General features: G+C 62.2%; 11 protein-coding genes. 1 reads left to right on the top strand and 10 read right to left on the bottom strand.

The features are described from left to right. Positions 1-40: 40 nt before the first annotated feature. The 8 genes from HKK57_RS25755 to HKK57_RS25720 form a co-directional block, all read right to left on the bottom strand. Positions 41-3,100 carry a hypothetical protein gene (locus HKK57_RS25755; protein WP_169391093.1) on the bottom strand — a complete coding sequence of 1,020 codons (3,060 nt, stop codon included), beginning with the start codon at positions 3,098-3,100 and terminating at the stop codon, positions 41-43. A 591-nt stretch (positions 3,101-3,691) separates the two neighbouring features. Next, positions 3,692-5,332: a BatD family protein gene (locus HKK57_RS25750; protein WP_029294781.1), complete on the bottom strand. Its 1,641-nt coding sequence runs from the start codon at positions 5,330-5,332 to the stop codon at positions 3,692-3,694. Then, positions 5,329-7,065: a VWA domain-containing protein gene (locus HKK57_RS25745; protein WP_029294783.1), complete on the bottom strand. Its 1,737-nt coding sequence runs from the start codon at positions 7,063-7,065 to the stop codon at positions 5,329-5,331. The genes HKK57_RS25750 and HKK57_RS25745 overlap by 4 nt, the downstream gene beginning before the upstream one ends. Next, positions 7,062-8,150, bottom strand: coding sequence for a vWA domain-containing protein (locus HKK57_RS25740; protein WP_169391092.1), 1,089 nt, complete (start codon positions 8,148-8,150; stop codon positions 7,062-7,064). Before HKK57_RS25740 ends, HKK57_RS25745 begins: the two co-directional genes overlap by 4 nt. Continuing rightward, positions 8,143-8,637 (bottom strand): DUF4381 domain-containing protein, encoded by a 495-nt coding sequence (locus HKK57_RS25735; protein WP_029294787.1) that lies wholly within the window; start codon positions 8,635-8,637, stop codon positions 8,143-8,145. Before HKK57_RS25735 ends, HKK57_RS25740 begins: the two co-directional genes overlap by 8 nt. Then, positions 8,634-9,566, bottom strand: coding sequence for a DUF58 domain-containing protein (locus HKK57_RS25730; RefSeq protein ID WP_029294789.1), 933 nt, complete (start codon positions 9,564-9,566; stop codon positions 8,634-8,636). The genes HKK57_RS25735 and HKK57_RS25730 overlap by 4 nt, the downstream gene beginning before the upstream one ends. 5 nt (positions 9,567-9,571) lie before the next feature. Next, positions 9,572-10,531: an AAA family ATPase gene (locus HKK57_RS25725; protein WP_003218556.1), complete on the bottom strand. Its 960-nt coding sequence runs from the start codon at positions 10,529-10,531 to the stop codon at positions 9,572-9,574. A gap of 251 nt (positions 10,532-10,782) precedes the next feature. Continuing rightward, complete coding sequence (locus tag HKK57_RS25720) at positions 10,783-11,136, bottom strand: hypothetical protein (RefSeq protein ID WP_092235787.1); 354 nt, start codon at positions 11,134-11,136, stop codon at positions 10,783-10,785. A gap of 447 nt (positions 11,137-11,583) precedes the next feature. Here HKK57_RS25720 and HKK57_RS25715 point away from each other — a divergent pair, with 447 nt between their 5' ends. After that, positions 11,584-16,443, top strand: coding sequence for an NAD-glutamate dehydrogenase (locus HKK57_RS25715; protein WP_029294799.1), 4,860 nt, complete (start codon positions 11,584-11,586; stop codon positions 16,441-16,443). 595 nt (positions 16,444-17,038) lie between these two features. Here the strand turns inward: HKK57_RS25715 and HKK57_RS25710 are convergent. Beyond that, entirely contained in the window at positions 17,039-17,716 is a 678-nt protein-coding gene (locus HKK57_RS25710) for a GntR family transcriptional regulator (protein WP_169391091.1), read from the bottom strand. A 15-nt stretch (positions 17,717-17,731) separates the two neighbouring features. Next, on the bottom strand, positions 17,732-18,433 hold the full coding sequence (locus tag HKK57_RS25705; RefSeq protein ID WP_029294803.1) for a FadR/GntR family transcriptional regulator: 702 nt from the start codon (positions 18,431-18,433) through the stop codon (positions 17,732-17,734). Between the last annotated feature and the right edge of the window lie 83 nt (positions 18,434-18,516).

Genomic DNA, 18,516 nt, shown 5'->3' with positions numbered 1-18,516 from the left:
ATGTCGCGGGTTGTTTATGTTCGTCAGTTGGGCATTTCACCTAGTTGGCAGGTTGCACAAATTGCATGCGGGGCATTTCCCGTATTTGGATCTGGTCGAGGGAAAAGGTGCTTGTCGCATTGATCGAGAAAGTTATTCTTACCTGGTGAGCTTGTGTGGGTGGTGTTGCAGGCGTTGTAAAGGTATGGCTTAACCTATCCCAATTTCGGTCCGGGGCCACAGCCCTGGTAACCGTCGTGTTGCCAAAGCTGATTTTGGCTGTCGTTTGTGAGGTACTACCGGTGGTTTTGCAGTAGAAGCTGACCTCGTATTGAGTGTTTGCCTTCAAATCGACGAAGGTTTTCTGCACGCCGGGTTCTATGGCCTCGAAGCTGTTTTTGGTTGCTTGCCAAATGACGTTTTCGGCGCCTTCAATCGTCAGGGCACCTTTGCCGTTAACGCTGTTCACCCATCCGTTCCAGTTGAAATTGTAGAAGTCGGTCAGGTCCCGGAAGTAATCGACACGTATGTTGTAGGTTCTCGTCGGAAAGGCTACGGCCAATGCTTTACTCAAGCTTTGACCGAAGCCTACCCACAGCTGAATGGTCAGTGTTGAACCGTCCATGAGCCGCTGGAGAGACTCAATGGGTGTGGGTGGCTGTAGTCCTCCGATAGCGTCAACCTCACCCAGGCGGTGAGAGATGTAAGTCATCTCATGATAGGCGTCGCCGTTGTTATAGATTCCCTGATATTCCATCCAGACACGGCTGTCGGGATGAATGAACGGCCAGACTGGTGTCAGGGTGCGAGCCCCTATTACCAACTGCGAGAGTGTCAGGTCTGCGGCGTCTCCTACGCCTTGGATAAATGGGGTGGGTAAGCCGGTAAGGGGCAGCAGTTCCAGATCTACGATTTCCGATGCATAGGAGAACGTGCCGCGGGTGAAGTGATATTGCACGCTGATACGGTTGCCCCCTTCGCGAATGCCCTTGGCAATAATCTCCGGCGAAATGAAGGCGCGCACTTCATGGGTGTCGGGATTACCCTGTACTTGGATGGCATCGCTGCCAATCCCGTCGCTGCTCAACCACTCGAGCAGACTCTCATCGGTCGCGAGCATGGGCCGGAACTTAATAGTGACCCAGGTGCCCGCCAAGGCGGCCAGGGGATTGAGCCGATCCGGGTGCAGGGACGCACCTTCGATGATGGGCCGATCCAGCGTCACACCCTTGCCGACGGTGAGCGCCAGAACTTCTGAGCGCAGCACCACCCGTGGTGGCCCAGGGCGCTCCAGGCTGTAGGAGATGCGCAGGCTACCGTTGTTGTTCTTATCGAGAATGTCACGGCTGACGGGATAGGGCAGTTCCTTGCCCTGCGTTGCGCCGTTGATCTCCAGGCTGCCGCTGGCGGAACCGCCAGGGCCGGAACCAATGCACGACCAATGCAGCGTATCGCCAGCGACAGTGTCGAGGAAAGTAAAGGTGACCAACACCTCGTTGCCGGGCACGTCAGTGGGGTCGACGTTGTTACCGATAGCCCCCTGCAGCCGTGGCTCCGGCATGTCCACCGTCCGCTCCCCGATCTGGACACCCAGCATCGCCGATTGACGGATCGCCAGCGCATTGCCGCCCAACAAATGAACGGCGCCATCGTTGGTTTCGTAATGAATCGTCGTGTGGCCCTTGCCGGTGAACGGCGCGAGCTCGGCCGCGGTGACTGTGTATGTGCCGCCCTGGGCACCGGCCAATTGCTCCTTGCGGTAGATAATGGCCTCGCCCCCACCCGCAGGTACGTGGGTGATTTTCAGCTCTTCCAGCCAGCCCGGATTATGCGGCTCGTAAACCGGAATGGTGACGGTGATGTCCTGACCTGCCGGAATCAAGCCCAGCTCAATAGGGCTGACGCTGGGGGGCGGCATCAGAACCGGGGTACCGACCACGGTAATCGTGATACTGCCGGATTGCCCGAGGAATACCCCGGCGTCAGTTTCCCAGCGGAATGACACCCGGAATGAACCACCGACCAATTGGCTAATGATGCTGGCATCGATGGAAATATAGGTAAATCCCAAGTTCTTGTCGGTCTCAGGCGCCTGCACGAAGGTCTGAGGAGTACCGTCGGCTAGTGTGCCGAACAGGGTAACGATGATCTTATGCCTGGGGTTGGGTGTCGGAACCGACCGCGCTGTATAGGCGATGACTTCGAAGATCGCGCCACTTTGGGTGTCGAAGTCGATTTGTCGCGATTCGAGTACGGCGCCATCCACCAGGAAAGTCGGAGCCTCCAACAGACTGGGGTCCAACTCGGCCTTCAGCAAATACGGCTTGGAGTACTGGTATTTTTCTCCGGAGAAGTTTTCTACCACATCCCGGACGCGAAAACGCAAGGTCAACTCGCCCTGTTGTCCGCCCTTATCGATGACCGACTTGGGTACAAAAACCCGTATCGGTTCCGTCCCTGCGGCTTCGGCAGGGCTCACGGTATGCAATATGAAAATGCCATCCCAGGACAATTCGATCACATCGTTTTGGCGAATGTACTGGTACAAGTAAATCAGGCACCACACGCCGGCAGAGACATCGCCTGCGCCAATGGTCGACCCGTATGCAAACCCTTCGACAGCCATGACCAGCCCGGTATGCCATTCGTTGCCAGGATCGGTATCGATTCCGCCAGGCCGGTTGATCTTGATCAGATAGCGTTCAGGTGGAGAGGTACTTTCGTTACCGCTGCCGGCCCGTCGCACGAGGCCACTGCCCAGCACCTCGCCTTTAGGCACTTTCTCCTCGGGTATTGCCAGGTTATGACGGGGCCGAGTCAGGTCGGTGACTACACCGTCGAATAACTTGTCTCCAAGAAAAAGGGCGTAATAATCGTTGATGTTCTGACTGGCCCAATTTTCAAACGCGAACAACGCGTAGGGACGCACATGGCGAATACCAAGGCCATGGATAGCGTTTTCAGGATGTGCGGTGAACTGCAGTGGCACCGAAGGATAGGCGGAATAAGGTCGGTCCAGGTCTTCCAGCCGTTGCGGCTCGGGGGTGGGGGGCGGTGGCCCGTCCGTTGTGCAGACGGCGGGACGCGAATGACCGGTAGGAAACCTTGAATGCTTGGGCATGATGAGCTCTCCTGGCTGAGGGGGAACGCGCCCTGGCTGGACGCGTTGGTGGCGAGGAAGATCAAACACCCGGAGGATAGGGATGGGTAACTGTCAGAAATGACAGTGACGACGAATGGTCACAGGTAGAGGCCTCCCTGGGCGTAGAGCGGTGGCACGTTAGTAGTGTGGCGGCGAATGGTTCGTCTATGGAGAAGAGGAAAAGGATCGGCGTTTACCTGTGTTGCAGAACATTCTGCCCCAGATGATGCAGGTCCTATGTGGAAAGAGGCGTGCGCGCGATAGCGGTGGTCAGTCTGTTGACCCACTATTATCGGGGACAAGCCCCTCCCGAAGGGCTTAAGCGGTGTGCGGTCGAGGATTTTGCGGCCATCGTGGTTTAGCGGGATGAGTGAGATCAACATCAAAAGCGAGGAGTCCTGACCGCCGACCTGACTTTTGAAGCCTGTGCATACCCCTGTAGGAGCAAGCTTGCTCGCGAACAAACGTCAACGATAACGCGTGGCTTCTGGATGCACGCGGCGTTCTTGCTGACACCATCGCCGGCAAGCCAGCGCCCATAGGGGTTGTAGTGTTGGCACAAAATTGTGGTTACTTCGGATACAGCGGCGGCAAGCTGGTGCTGTCTGCCACCGGCGCCTGTTCGCGTTCGGCCATGGGGATGGCCTTGACCGCGCGCCATAACTCTTCGCCCTGCCAATACTGGCCGCTTTCGCTGTAGAGCGCGCCATTCAACCCATCCAGCGCATCGGACAAGGGCACGAACCGCGCCGCCATGTCCGCCAGGGTTTCCGGTTGCTGGCGGGCCCAGGCATCCAGGGCCTGGCGCGTGGCCTGGGGGTCGTTGGCCTGGCTGGCGCGCTTGAGGTCGTCGAGCAAAGTCCGAGGGCTAGGGCCGGTCTGGGCGGCGCGCAGGATCGCCGGCCGTGAGCGGGCCCGCCACCACAGGCCGAAGCCGAGCAGGGTGGTGCAGGCGAAGAGCAGGCTGGTGAGCTGCCAGATCCACAGGCGGCCATCATCCGGTGCCGTGATGACCGTGGGCGTGGCCGGTGTGTCGACCACCAGGCTGGGGTTGACCGCCACTTGCAGGGTGCGGGCCGGCAGGCTGGTGCGTTCCAGATGGTCTTCGTGGGTGTTCCACCACACCACTTCCACGGCGGGCAATTCCAGCGCGCCGGCGCGGTTGGGCACCAGGGCTTCGCGGTCTTCGCGGCTGCCTATCACTCCGCGTTCGCTGTTTTGGTTGCTCAGTACCGGCTGGTCGGGGTAACGCCGCAGACCGGCGATTTCGGTGCTCGGCAGCGCCGGCAACTGGGCGCTGGCCAGGCCTTCGGCCTTGAGGGTAAGGATGCGGGTCAGGGAGTCGCCGACCTGTACGTTCGCAGGTTCCGGGTTCCAGCTTTCCCCCAGGCTCAGGCTGCGGGCCGGCAGCCAGGGCGCGTCCGCTGGATACAGGGCCGGCTTGGGCTTGACCGTCAGGGGGATCTCGGTGGAATTGACATGCAGCAGCTTGCCAGGCCTTGGCGCCTGGGGCGCAGTGCCCTGGGCCGGGCGCGGTTCGACCATGGTGGCGCTGAACATCTGTGCGGGGATCAGCAATTGCCCGCTGTGTTGCGGGTAAATCCCGTAGCGCATTTCGATCACGCCATGGCGCACGCCGTTGATGACTTTCTCATAGGTACGTGAATCGCCCACTTGCTCGACCCGGGCATCGGCCAACTGCAAAGGGGCCAGGCTGCTGTCGTCATACAGCGCCACCGAATGGTAGATGCGCACGGTCAACAGGGCCTGGGCTTGCACGTAGACCGTGTTCTGGTCGAGGCTGGCTTCGATGAACACCGGTTGTAGCTGGTTGTCGCTGTCCTGGCCCAGGGTTTCGTCCACTTGCAGGCTGATCGCCTGGGTCTTGAGTTCGCCCAGTTGCAGCGGTGGGATCACCACCGTGCCGGTGCTCTTGGGTTGCAAGGTGATGATCCAGCGGGTCGTCGCGTGGTTGCTACCGTCGAGGGTGGTGAGCTGGTTGATCTGGCGGGTGCCGCGTACGTCGAACAGCGGATCCAGGGGCGAGAGGTCCGGTTTGCCGAACTGGGTGACGTCGTTGGACTCGATTGTCAGCTCCACCGTTTCCCCGGAATTGACGCGGCTGCGGTCGATACTGGCGGCCAGGTCGGCCGCCTGGGCGTGAGCGGCCCACAGCGCTAGCAATAAGACAAATGGGGTGCAGCGGCTCATCGAGTCTTGTCCTGATGTTGTTGCTGTTCGTACCAGAATTTGCGTCGCAACAACTCGCCGGGGTTGTCCGGGATCTGTCGCAGCCATTGTTCCAGGGCCTGGCGGTGCTCCTCGTCGAGGCTGTCGTTCGTCGGGCGCAGAGGGGGCGTGGTGGTCTGTTCGTCGCCCAGTTCGCTGCCGGGTACTTCGTTACTGCCTGCAGGCGGCGGGGTGCCGGGCTGTTTTTCGCCGGTGCCCGCCTGGCCCGCGCCCTGGGGCGATTGCTCGCCGCCGCTGGTTTGCTGGCCATCGTCGCCTGGTTGCGCAGTTTGGCCGGGTTGGGTGGATTCGTCATCCTCGTTTTTTTCGGGGGCTGGAGGCTCGGGTTCCGGTTCTTCCAGCAACAGGCTTTCGACGAGGGCTTTGTTTTTCAGCGCCGGCTGCAAGTCCGGCTGGGCCTCCAGGGCCTGTTCATACGCGTCTATCGCCGCTTCCAGCTCGCCAGCGCGGGCCAGGGCATTGCCCCGATTGTAGTGGGAGTAGGCATCACTGCCTTCGGCAAAGCGCCGGGCGGCCTCGGCGTAGTTGCCCGCTTCATACAGGGCCACACCTTGCCATTGCGGGTTCTCGAAGTGTTCGGCGGCTTCGGCCGGGCGTTTGTGCTTGAGCAGGTATTGGCCCTGTTGGTCGGGGCGCAGCCACAGGTCATCAAAGCTGAACGCGTAGCTGGGTTGCGGTGCGGCCAGCAGCAGTAGCGGCAGGCAGAACAGCCAGCCACGGCGCCCGGCGCAGGCGGCGAGCAGCAGCAAGGGCAGCAATAGCCAGTAGCCCTGGTCGGCCCAGGTGTCCAGTTGCAGGCGCTGGCCGTCGTCGCGCAGGTTTTGCGGGCCGTCCAGCAGGCCAAGGTTGCGCAGGTCTTTGTCGTCCAGGCGCGCCTGGCGATAGCGGCCGCCCATTTCACTGGCGAAGGCCTTGAGCGTCGGGCTGTCCAGGCGCGGGATCAGGATCGCGCCTTGCTCATCCTTGAGGAACTCGCCGCTTTCCTGGGTGACCGGCGTGCCTTCACGGCTGCCAATGCCTAGGATCGACAGGCTCGGCGCCTGGCCTTGGAGCAGCAGGCGAATGCCCTGGCGTTCCTGCTTGGACAGCGAGGAGCCAATCAACAGCAAACGGCCCTGGCCGAGGCCGCCGTGCTTGAGCAGGTCCAGGGCTTTTTCCACCGCCAGGTCGGCGCGATGGCCGGCCTGCGGCATGATCGAGGGACGCAGGGCATCCAGCAGGTTGCGGCTGGTGGCCAGGTCATCGGAGAGCGGCACCAGCGTATGAGCGCTCCCGGCATACACCACGATGGCGGTCTGCGCATCGCTGCGCGCCTGCAGCAGATCCACCAGCTTGCGCCGCGCCTGCTCCAGGCGGTTGGGTGGGCTGTCGGTGGCGAGCATCTCGGGGGTCAGTTCCAGCAGTACCACCAGCGGGTCGGCGGGTTTCTGGCTGATCTGTTCAACTCGTTGCCAGCCGGGGCCGAGCAAGGCCAGCACCGCCAGCAACCAGGCCAGGCCCAGCAACAACCACGGCGACTTGCTTTCCCGACCATTGCCGCCACTGAGCAGGGCGGCATGGAAGGCGGGTGGCAGGATCATCTGCCAGCGCCCGGCGCGCTTTTGTCGATGCCACAGTTGCCACAGCAACCAGCCGAGCACGGGCAGCAGCAACAGCCACCAGGGACGAAACCAGTGCGGCCATAAAGCGATCATCGACGCCTCCGCAAGCGCAGGCGTTGAAGGCGTTGGCGCCATTGTGGGTGCTGTTGCAGGAAGTGGCCCTTGGTCGACAGTTTATTGAGCAGGCGTTGCAGGGCGTTGTCCGGCCAGCGCTCCTGGATCACCAGCAACAGGCTCAGAAACAGCGCCAGGGCCAGTGGCCCGCTGTACAGCGCCTGGGTCGGGCGGGCCTGGGTCGGTTGTTGTGCCACCGGCTCCAACTGGTCAAGGGTTTCCTTGATCGCTTGCAGCTCTGCACCGTCGTGGGCACGGAAATACTGCCCACCGGTGGTTTGGGCGATGGCCTTGAGCGCCGGCTCATCCAGATCCAGGCTGGGATTGAGGCCGAGCATGCCCAGGGTGCCGGTCTGCTCCGGGTTGGCGCCGATGCCGATGGGGTAGATCTTCACGCCTTCTTCGGCGGCCAGGCGCGCGGCAGTCAGTGGGTCAATTTCGCCGCCATTGTTGGCACCGTCGGTCACCAGGATCAGCACCCGGCTTTGTGCCGGGCGCTGCCGCAGGCGCTTGAGGGCCAGGCCGATGGCATCGCCAATCGCCGTGTTTTTACCGGCAATGCCGATGCGCGCCTCATCCAGCCAGGTGCGCACAGTGCTCCGGTCGAAGGTCAGCGGCGCCTGCAGGTAGGCCTGGCTGCCAAACAGGATCAGGCCGACGCGATCACCCTCGCGGCTCTCCAGAAAGTCCCCCAGCAGGTGTTTGACCAGGCTCAAGCGGCTGACGTCTTCGTCCTGCCACTGCATATCGGGGAAGTCCATGGAACCTGACACATCCACCGCCACCAGCAGGTCGCGGCCGCTGGCGGCAATGGGCAGCGGCTCGCCGAGCCATTCCGGGCGCGCGGCGGCGGTCAGCAGCAACAGCCACAGGACCACGAATGGCGCTTGTTGGCGCCAACCCGGCAGGTTGATGCGCGCGCGGCGCCGGGCCAGGCCTTCGAGGTCGCCGAGGAAGCTGACCTTCAAGGCCGGCTCGCCACTGTCGGCTACCGGCAGGATCAGGCGCATCACCCACGGCAGGGGCAACAGGGCAAAGATCCACGGCCAGGCGAACTCAAACATGCTTGCGAATCCACGTGTCGACGGCTTGCGTCAGGCCGGCGATGGCCTTGTCGTCGAGTTTGCATTCGGGTTTGTAGGTGCCTTCCACCAGCACCATCCACCGCGTCAGGCCGGCCGCCGGGCAGCGGTTGTCGAGAAACGCCAGCCATTTGCGCCCATTGAGGGTGTGGCTCTGGCTGTAGGGGTAGTCGTTGCGGCACAGGCGCTTGAGCAGGCCGTTGAGTTGCTGCAGCCAGGCGCCGGCCGGCGCGCCATCGTAGGGTTTGGGCATCAGCGCCAGTTCCGCGAGGGCGGCGATGCGCACGGGGTCCAGGGGTTGTTCGGCCCGGGCCAGCGGGCGTTTGCCCGGCAGAAAGCGGCGCAGCCACCACAGGCCCCAACCCAGCAGGGGGATCAACCCCAGCAACAGCCACCAGCCGGGCGCCGGAGGCCAGAACCCAATGGCCGGCGGGGCAATCAGCGGTTGCAGTTGGTCCAGGCTGCTCATGGCTTTTTCACCGGGCGTTGCGGGTTGAGGTATTCGCGCAGTTGCTCGACCATTTCGCTCTGGGTGCTCAAGGGCATCAGCAATACCCGTAGCTTTTGCGCGAGCAGTTCCCAGCGGGCGATGCGGGCTTCGGCCTGGGCCTTGTAGGCTTGGCGCAGCTCGAAGTTCAAGGTGTCGATTTCCAGTTGTGCGCCCCGTTCGGCAAAGCGCAGCAGGCCGGCGGCGGGCAGGGCGTGGTCCAACGGGTCCGAGACGGGCAGCAGCAACAGGTCGCAATGGCGCGACAACAAACTCAGTTGTTGTTCAGCACCTTCGGTCAGGGCACGTTCATCGCAGATCACAATCACCAGGCTGCCGGGGCGCAGTACTTCGCGGCCACGGCGCAGGGCCATGCCCAGGGCATCGGCTTCGGGGCGGCTCTCGGTGTCGAGGCTCTGGTTGACCCGTACCAGGCGGTTGAGCAGTTGCAGCAGGCTTTGTTTGCTGCGTCGTGGCTTGATTTCATAGTGCTCGTTATCACCGAACACCAGGCCGCCCACCCGGTCGTTGTGCCCCAGCGCGGCCCAGCCGATCAGGCTGGCGGCTTGCGCTGCGAGAACCGACTTGAACATCAGCCCGGAGCCGAAGAACAGCCGGCAGCTTTGCTCGACCATGATAAAGATCGGCCGCTCGCGCTCTTCATGGAACAGCTTGGTGTGGGGCTCCTGGGTACGCGCCGTGACCCGCCAATCGATGGTGCGCACATCGTCACCCGCCTGGTACACCCGCACCTGATCGAAGTCGACCCCGCGCCCGCGCAGCTTGGAGTGGTGCAGGCCGATCAACGGGCTGCGCTGGCTCGGCGTCGAAAACAGTTGCACCTCCCGCACGCGATGACGCATCTCGATCAACTCGCTGAGGGAAATACGGATTCCATCGCCGGCGTTCATGGGGCTCAAGCGACGGCAACGACGTCGAGAATGCGTTGCACCACACGGTCCTGGTCGATACCGGCTGCTTCGGCTTCAAAGGACAGGATGATGCGGTGGCGCAACACGTCGAACAGCACCGCCTGGATATCTTCGGGGCTGACAAAGTCGCGCCCGGCCAGCCAGGCGTGGGCCCGGGCGCAGCGGTCGAGGGCGATCGAGCCCCGAGGGCTGGCGCCGTAGGCGATCCACTCGGCCATCTCCGGGTCGAACTTGGCCGGGGTGCGGGTGGCCATGACCAGTTGCACCAGGTATTCCTCCACGGCATCGGCCATGTACAGGCCGAGGATTTCCTTGCGCGCGGCAAAAATCGCCTGCTGGCTGACCCGCCGCTCGGGCTTGGTCTCGCCATTGAGGGCTTCGCCACGGGCCTGTTGCAGGATGCGGCGCTCCACGGCAGCGTCGGGGAAGCCGATCTTGACGTGCATCAGGAAGCGGTCGAGCTGGGCTTCAGGCAGGGGGTAGGTGCCTTCCTGCTCGATGGGGTTTTGCGTGGCCATCACCAAAAACAGCGGTGACAGTTCGTAGGTACTGCGCCCGACGCTGACCTGGCGCTCGGCCATGGCTTCGAGCAGGGCCGATTGCACTTTGGCCGGGGCACGGTTGATCTCGTCCGCCAGCACCAGGTTGTGGAAGATCGGCCCTTGCTGGAACACGAAGCTGCCGGTTTCCGGGCGATAGATTTCGGTGCCGGTGATGTCGGCGGGCAACAGGTCGGGGGTGAACTGGATGCGATGGAACTGTGCTTCGATGCCTTCGGCGAGCTCCTTGATGGCCTTGGTCTTGGCCAGGCCGGGAGCGCCTTCTACCAGCATATGGCCGTCGGCGAGCAGGGCAATGAGCAGGCGCTCGATGAGTTTTTCCTGGCCGAGAATCTGCGTAGAAAGAAAGGTTCGCAGCGCGAGCAGCGCTTCACGATGTTCCATCGATGACGGTTCCTGGAAAGATGAGCCTGGGGCGTGTGAAAAATGCCAGGGCCTGGGGGGCTTACTTTAATGCATTGGAGGGGCTGGCGACTAACGAACCGGGGGGTATTTTTTGGGGTTTGTGGGAAAGGTCTGAGGTTTTTGGCGTCGATGAGGGCCTCATCGCGGGCAAGCCCGCTCCCACATTTGGATTGTGGCGCGTTCAAATGTGGGAGTGGGCTTGCCCGCGATGGCGATTTTGCAGCCGCCAATCAAGGTGTGCGGATGTAAGTGCCGGTGCCCTTGAGAATGTTCTGCAAGGTTTCTTCTACCTCGGCCAGGTCCGATTCCGGCGTGCTGTGCTTGATCTGCAGGTGATCGCTGCCACCCAGCGCGTCCTTGTCTGCCGCGCCAATCTCTACCAGCAAGGTGGTCGCGCCCAGGGTGATCTTCAAACCGTCCAGGGTCGAAGGTTCGTAGTCCCAGGTCAGCTCCACCTCGTCCTCATCCGGATAACGGGACAGCATGAACATCTCGCCATTGGTGCCGTGGCAGCAGAGCATGGCCATGTTGTCTTCTTCGTCATCGCACGGGGTGGCGAGCAGGTGGGCGGTGGTCAGTTGCATGGGGAATCCTGTGTGGGAGAGGGCGCAGCGTGGCAATTGTGCCATTGCGGCCGATTTTGTGCTGCATGCTGTTATGACCTCGGGGCCCGGATCAGTCATTTCTGGCACTCGCGGGCTGGAAAATAGCCTGTTTTGCAACCGGTTATTTCAGGTTGCACAAATTGCAACCGGTGCGCTGCGTGCTGATGACCGAATATGTCGCAGCATCGCAAGCAGGCCGCTTCCCACACTCGTTAAGCTGCGCAACGTATGTGCCTGCAGCGTGACGCTGACCTGCCCGTTGTACCGTCATCCGCCAGCGGCATGTGACCTCATTGTCTTGTCCAGCTTCACCCACCTGTCACCCTGATTCGTTTATGGTTACCGACGAACAGAAATGACGGTCTCCCCGCAAGGGGATAACACGCGACGCTTCCATCAATAACAAGCCCAAGCGGAGTACCACAGATGGCGTTCTTCACCGCAGCCAGCAAAGCCGACTTCCAGCATCAACTGCAAGCGGCACTGGCGCAGCACATCAGTGAACAGGCACTGCCACAAGTGGCGCTGTTCGCTGAACAATTCTTCGGCATCATTTCCCTGGACGAGTTGACCCAGCGTCGCATGTCCGACCTGGCCGGTTGCTCCCTGTCTGCCTGGCGCCTGCTTGAGCGCTTTGATCACACCCAGCCGCAAGTGCGCGTCTACAACCCCGATTACGAACGCCACGGCTGGCAGTCGACCCACACCGCGGTCGAGGTCTTGCACCATGACCTGCCGTTCCTCGTCGATTCGGTACGTACCGAACTGAACCGCCGCGGCTACAGCATCCACACCCTGCAAACCACCGTACTCAGCGTGCGCCGTGGCAAGAAGGGCGAGCTGCTGGAAATCCTGCCCAAAGGCACCCAGGGCGAAGACGTCCTGCAAGAATCGCTGATGTACCTGGAGATCGACCGCTGCGCCAATGCCGCCGAGCTGAACGTGCTGAGCACGGAGCTTCAGCAGGTATTGGGCGAAGTGCGCGTGGCCGTGGCTGATTTCGAGCCGATGAAGGCCAAGGTCCAGGAACTGCTGGACGGTATCGACAACAGCCAGTTCGCCATCGAGGGCGAAGAAAAGGCCGAGATCAAGAGCTTCCTGGAATGGCTGGTGGGCAACCACTTCACCTTCCTGGGCTATGAAGAATTTGTGGTACGCGACGAGCAGGACGGCGGCCATCTGGAGTATGACGCCGATTCCTTCCTCGGCCTGACCAAGCTGCTGCGCGCCGGCCTCACTGCCGAAGACCTGCGCATCGAAGACTACGCCGTGGCCTACCTGCGCGAACCGACAGTATTGTCGTTCGCCAAGGCTGCGCACCCAAGCCGTGTACACCGTCCGGCTTACCCCGACTACGTGTCGATCCGCCAGATCGATGCCAGCGGCAAGGTCATCAAGGAATGCCGTTTCATGGGCCTCTACACCTCCTCGGTGTACGGCGAAAGCGTGCGGGTGATTCCGTATATCCGCCGCAAGGTCGCGGAGATCGAACGCCGTTCGGGCTTCCAGGCCAAGGCGCACCTGGGCAAGGAACTGGCCCAGGTGGTCGAAGTACTGCCCCGCGACGATCTGTTCCAGACCCCGGTGGACGAGCTGTTCAGCACCGTGATGTCGATCGTGCAGATCCAGGAACGCAACAAGATCCGCGTGTTCCTGCGCAAAGACCCATACGGCCGCTTCTGCTACTGCCTGGCCTACGTGCCGCGGGATATCTACTCCACCGAAGTGCGCCAGAAGATCCAGCAAGTGCTGATGGATCGCCTGAAGGCCTCGGACTGCGAATTCTGGACCTTCTTCTCCGAATCCGTGCTGGCCCGTGTACAGCTGATCCTGCGGGTTGACCCGAAGAATCGCCTGGATATCGACCCGCTGCTGCTGGAAAAGGAAGTGGTGCAGGCCTGCCGCAGCTGGCAGGACGACTACGCGAGCCTGGTGGTCGAAAGCTTCGGCGAAGCCCACGGCACCAACGTGCTGGCGGACTTCCCCAAGGGCTTCCCCGCCGGCTACCGCGAGCGCTTTGCCGCGCACTCGGCCGTGGTCGACATGCAGCACCTGTTGAACCTGACCGAAGCCAAGCCGCTGGTCATGAGCTTCTATCAGCCGCTGGGCCATGTGACCGGCCAGCAGGAACTGCACTGCAAGCTGTATCACGCCGATACCCCGCTGGCGCTGTCCGACGTGCTGCCGATCCTGGAAAACCTCGGCCTGCGCGTGCTGGGTGAGTTCCCGTACCGCCTGCGCCACGCCAATGGCCGCGAGTTCTGGATCCACGATTTTGCGTTCACCGCCGCCGAAGGCCTGAACCTCGATATCCAACAGCTCAACGACACCCTGCAGGACGCGTTCGTGCATATCGTCAACGGCGATGCCGAGAACGATGCGTTCAACCGCCTGGTACTGACCGCCGGCCTGCCATGGCGTGACGTGGCGCTGCTGCGTGCCTACGCCCGTTACCTCAAGCAGATCCGCCTGGGCTTTGACTTGGGCTATATCGCCAGCACCCTGAACAACCACACCGACATCGCTCGCGAGTTGACCCGGTTGTTCAAGACCCGCTTCTATCTGGCGCGCAAGCTCACCGCCGACGACCTGGAAGACAAGCAGCAACGCCTGGAACAAGCGATCCTCACCGCCCTGGATGACGTTCAGGTGCTCAATGAAGACCGGATCCTGCGGCGCTACCTGGACCTGATCAAGGCCACCCTGCGTACCAACTTCTACCAGGCTGACGCCAACGGCCAGAACAAGTCGTACTTCAGCTTCAAGTTCAACCCGCACGCCATTCCCGAGTTGCCCAAGCCGGTGCCGAAGTTTGAAATCTTCGTCTACTCGCCGCGCGTCGAAGGCGTGCACCTGCGCTTTGGCAACGTCGCCCGTGGCGGCCTGCGCTGGTCCGACCGTGAAGAAGACTTCCGTACCGAAGTGCTGGGCCTGGTAAAAGCCCAGCAGGTGAAGAACTCGGTGATCGTGCCGGTCGGCGCCAAGGGCGGCTTCCTGCCGCGTCGCCTGCCATTGGGCGGCAGCCGGGACGAGATCGCGGCCGAGGGCATCGCCTGCTACCGCATCTTCATTTCCGGCCTGTTGGACATTACCGACAACCTGAAAGACGGCGCCCTGGTGCCTCCGTTGAACGTGGTGCGCCACGACAACGATGACCCGTACCTGGTAGTGGCGGCCGACAAAGGCACCGCGACCTTCTCCGATATCGCCAACGGCATCGCCATCGACTACGGCTTCTGGCTGGGCGATGCGTTTGCTTCCGGTGGTTCGGCCGGTTACGACCACAAGAAGATGGGCATCACCGCCAAGGGCGCGTGGGTCGGTGTGCAGCGACACTTCCGTGAGCGCGGCATCAACGTGCAGGAAGACAGCATCACGGTGGTGGGCGTCGGTGATATGGCCGGTGACGTGTTCGGCAACGGCTTGTTGATGTCCGACAAGCTGCAACTGGTCGCCGCCTTTAACCACCTGCACATCTTCATCGATCCAAACCCGAACCCGGCCACCAGCTTCGTCGAGCGCCAGCGCATGTTCGAGCTGCCGCGTTCGGCCTGGAGCGACTACGACACCAGCATCATGTCTGAAGGCGGCGGGATCTTCTCGCGCAGTGCCAAAAGCATCGCCATCTCGCCACAGATGAAAGAACGCTTCGACATCCAGGCCGACAAACTGACCCCGACCGAACTGCTGAACGCCTTGCTCAAGGCACCGGTGGACCTGTTGTGGAACGGCGGGATCGGCACCTACGTCAAGGCCAGCACCGAGAGTCACGCCGATGTGGGCGACAAGGCCAACGACGCGCTGCGCGTCAACGGCAACGAGCTGCGCTGCAAGGTAGTGGGCGAGGGCGGTAACCTGGGCATGACCCAACTGGGTCGTGTGGAATTCGGCCTCAATGGCGGCGGCTCCAACACCGACTTCATCGACAACGCCGGTGGCGTGGACTGCTCCGACCACGAAGTGAACATCAAGATCCTGCTCAACGAAGTGGTGCAGGCTGGCGACATGACCGACAAGCAACGCAACCAGTTGCTGGCGAGCATGACCGATGAAGTCGGCAACCTGGTGTTGGGCAACAACTACAAGCAGACCCAGGCCCTGTCCCTGGCCGCACGCAAAGCCTACGAGCGTGCTGCCGAGTACAAGCGCCTGATGAGCGACCTGGAAGGCCGGGGCAAGCTGGACCGCGCCATCGAGTACCTGCCGACCGAGGAGCAGCTCGTCGAGCGCGCCACCACCGGCAAGGGCCTGACCCGTCCAGAGCTGTCGGTGCTGATCTCGTACAGCAAGATCGACCTCAAGGAAGCGCTGCTCAAGTCCCTGGTCCCGGATGACGACTACCTGACCCGTGACATGGAGACCGCGTTCCCGCCGAGCCTGGTGGCCAAGTTCTCCGAGGCCATGCGTCGCCATCGCCTCAAGCGCGAGATCGTCAGCACCCAGATCGCCAATGACCTGGTCAACCACATGGGCATCACCTTCGTGCAGCGGCTCAAAGAGTCGACTGGCATGAGCCCGGCCAACGTGGCCGGCGCCTATGTGATCGTGCGTGACATCTTCCACCTCCCGCACTGGTTCCGTCAGATCGAAGCCCTGGACCACCAGGTGTCGGCTGAAGTGCAACTGGCGCTGATGGATGAGCTGATGCGCCTGGGTCGCCGTGCCACGCGCTGGTTCCTGCGCAGCCGTCGCAATGAGCAGGATGCGGCGCGTGATGTGGCGCACTTCGGCCCGCATCTGGCAGCGTTGGGCCTCAAGCTGGACGAACTGCTGGAAGGCCCGACCCGCGAAGGCTGGCAGAACCGTTACCAGGCGTATGTTCAAGCCGGTGTCCCGGAGTTGCTGGCGCGCATGGTGGCGGGTACCACGCACCTGTACACCCTGCTGCCGATCATCGAGGCCGCCGACGTGACCGGCCAGAGCGCCGCCGATGTGGCCAAGGCCTACTTCGCCGTGGGCAGCGCCCTGGACTTGCCATGGTACCTGCAGCAGATCAGCGATCTGCCGGTGGGCAACAACTGGCAGGCCCAGGCCCGCGAAGCCTTCCGCGATGACGTGGACTGGCAGCAACGGGCGATCACCATCAAGGTTCTGCAAATGGCCGATGCGCCAGAAGACATGGAAGCCCGCGTGGCCCTGTGGCTTGAGCAGAATGCGAGCATGGTCGAGCGCTGGCGCGCGATGATGGTGGAAATCCGTGCTGCGGTGGGTACGGACTACGCCATGTACGCGGTAGCCAACCGTGAACTGCTGGACCTGGCAATGAGCGGTCAGGCGGTGCTGTAATCAGCCGCTAGAGCGCTAAAAACAAAAGCCCCGTATCGCGAGATACGGGGCTTTTTGTTTTCACGCGGGTCAATGTAGGAACCCAAAATGTGGGAGCGGGCTTGCCCGCGATAGCGTCCGTTCAGGCAGAGATGTATCAAATGACCCACCGCCATCGCCGGCAAGCCAGCTCCCACCTTTGATTTGTGGTGCGACCAAAATACTCTGCCCGACAAAGCCCCCCTGTGGGAGCGGGCTTGCCCGCGAAGGCGTCCGTTCAGGCAGAGATGTATCAACTGACCCGCCGCTATCGCCGGCAAGCCAGCTCCCACATTTGCTCTGTGGTGCGACCAAAATACTCTGCCCAATAAAGACCCCCTGTGGGAGCGGGCTTGCCCGCGATGGCGCCCGTTCAGGCAGAGATGTATCAACTGTCACACCGCCATCGCCGGCAAGCCAGCTCCCACCTTTGATTTGTGGTGCGACCAAAATACTCTGCCCGACAAAGACCCCCTGTGGGAGCGGGCTTGCCCGCGATGGCGTCCGTTCAGGCAGAGATGCATCGACTGACCCACCGCTATCGCAGGCCAGTTCCCCCATGTTGATCGCCACGGGCTTACGAAAGCTTCGACTCCAGGTGATCCAGATACCGGCCCATCAATCCTGCGGCCGTGCCCGCATCCCTGCGCTCCACCGCTTCGACAATCTCTGCCTGCTCACGCCAGGCGCCGGAGAACGCCCCTTGCCGGGCAATGACCAGCGAGGTCAATGGCACCAGGCTATTAAGGAACTGCGCCAATGGCCGGTTCCCCGCAATGGCCGCCAGCGACAGGTGAAACTCCCCACACAGGCGGATGGCCGGGCCTTGCTGGCCTTGTTCCACGCATGCCCGCTGGCGGGCCACCAGTTCGCGTAGGCGCCGCACTTGCCCTGGGTTGGTCTGCGCGCACGCCAGTTGCACCACGGTCACTTCCATCAAGCGCCGCGCTTCAAGAATATGTTTCACCTGCTCGGCATCCGGCGCCGCCACCTGGGCGCGCAGGTTGGGGCGCAGGATGATCACTTGTTGTTCTGCCAGGCGTGCCAGGACCCGGCGCAGTACGCTGCGGCTGACACCAAATTCCTGGGCCAGGCCTTCTTCGGTAAAGCGGCTGGTGGGTACGATGCGCTGTTCCAGGATGGCATCGAACAGGCGCGGGTAGAGGTCTTCCACCGACGGCCGCTTGCCGGGCACCAGGCGCATGGCGGGCGGGGCGGTGACAACGATGTTGCGTTGCAAGGCGTGAGCGCTCATGGCCAGTCTCCAAAGTCAGCTGCCGAGATGATCGTCGGGAATGTTCAGGGCCGTGCCCATGCGCTGGCCCTCGTTGAGGATGTGGCGGCGCATTTCGGCGCTGGCCAGGGCGCTGTTCTTGTTGCGGATTGCGCGCACTACGGCTTCGTTTTCCTGCAGGCGCTCGGCCAGGTGTTCGGGGGAGTTGCGCAACACCTGGGCGCTTTGCTTGAGCGCGTTGCTGGTCTGTTGCACCACGTTCTGGAAGATGGGGTTGGAGGTCAGGGCGAACAGCTCTTCGTGGAAGGCAATGTAGGCGTTCATCCCCGCTTCACTATCGTTGGCTTCCAGGGCCTCGCGCATGTCCATCAAGGTCAGGCGCAGTTGCCCGATTTCCTTGCTGGTGATGGACTGGGCCACCAGGCCGACGATAAACGGCTCCAGGGTGTAGCGCAGTTGCAGGATATCGGCGAGGCTGGCATCGGCCACCGCGTCATGGGCCTGGGGGTCGTTGACACTGGTTTCCAGCACGACCACGCCTTTGCCGGGCATCGAGCGTACCAGGCCGAGGGTTTCCAGCACGATCACTGCCTCGCGCAGGCTAGGGCGGCTGATGCCCAGTTGTTCGGCCAATTCGCGCTGGCCGGGCAGCATCTCCCCGCGCCGCCACTGGCCGCGGGCCAGGGCAGCGCGCAGTTTTTCTACGACTGAATTGACGACGGTTGAGGTGCTGATCACGTCGTGGGCTCCTTGAATTTAAATAACCCTTCAACGGTAGGAGCGAGCTTGCTCGCGAAGACCGTCAACGATAACGCGGGCAG

The organism is Pseudomonas sp. ADAK21, from assembly GCF_012935735.1.
Taxonomy (GTDB): Bacteria; Pseudomonadota; Gammaproteobacteria; order Pseudomonadales; family Pseudomonadaceae; genus Aquipseudomonas; species Aquipseudomonas proteolytica.
The sequence above is the reverse complement of the archived record's forward strand: the minus strand, read 5'-3'. Positions and strand labels throughout refer to the sequence as shown.

What these genes read in the sequence shown, in the direction of transcription:
- HKK57_RS25745 (WP_029294783.1), bottom strand. Translation starts at nt 7,065, where the DNA reads ATGATCGCTTTATGGCCGCACTGGTTTCGTCCCTGGTGGCTGTTGCTG.
- HKK57_RS25740 (WP_169391092.1), bottom strand. Translation starts at nt 8,150, where the DNA reads ATGTTTGAGTTCGCCTGGCCGTGGATCTTTGCCCTGTTGCCCCTGCCG.
- HKK57_RS25755 (WP_169391093.1), bottom strand. Translation starts at nt 3,100, where the DNA reads ATGCCCAAGCATTCAAGGTTTCCTACCGGTCATTCGCGTCCCGCCGTC.
- HKK57_RS25735 (WP_029294787.1), bottom strand. Translation starts at nt 8,637, where the DNA reads ATGAGCAGCCTGGACCAACTGCAACCGCTGATTGCCCCGCCGGCCATT.
- HKK57_RS25720 (WP_092235787.1), bottom strand. Translation starts at nt 11,136, where the DNA reads ATGCAACTGACCACCGCCCACCTGCTCGCCACCCCGTGCGATGACGAA.
- HKK57_RS25710 (WP_169391091.1), bottom strand. Translation starts at nt 17,716, where the DNA reads ATGAGCGCTCACGCCTTGCAACGCAACATCGTTGTCACCGCCCCGCCC.
- HKK57_RS25725 (WP_003218556.1), bottom strand. Translation starts at nt 10,531, where the DNA reads ATGGAACATCGTGAAGCGCTGCTCGCGCTGCGAACCTTTCTTTCTACG.
- HKK57_RS25750 (WP_029294781.1), bottom strand. Translation starts at nt 5,332, where the DNA reads ATGAGCCGCTGCACCCCATTTGTCTTATTGCTAGCGCTGTGGGCCGCT.
- HKK57_RS25730 (WP_029294789.1), bottom strand. Translation starts at nt 9,566, where the DNA reads ATGAACGCCGGCGATGGAATCCGTATTTCCCTCAGCGAGTTGATCGAG.
- HKK57_RS25715 (WP_029294799.1), top strand. Translation starts at nt 11,584, where the DNA reads ATGGCGTTCTTCACCGCAGCCAGCAAAGCCGACTTCCAGCATCAACTG.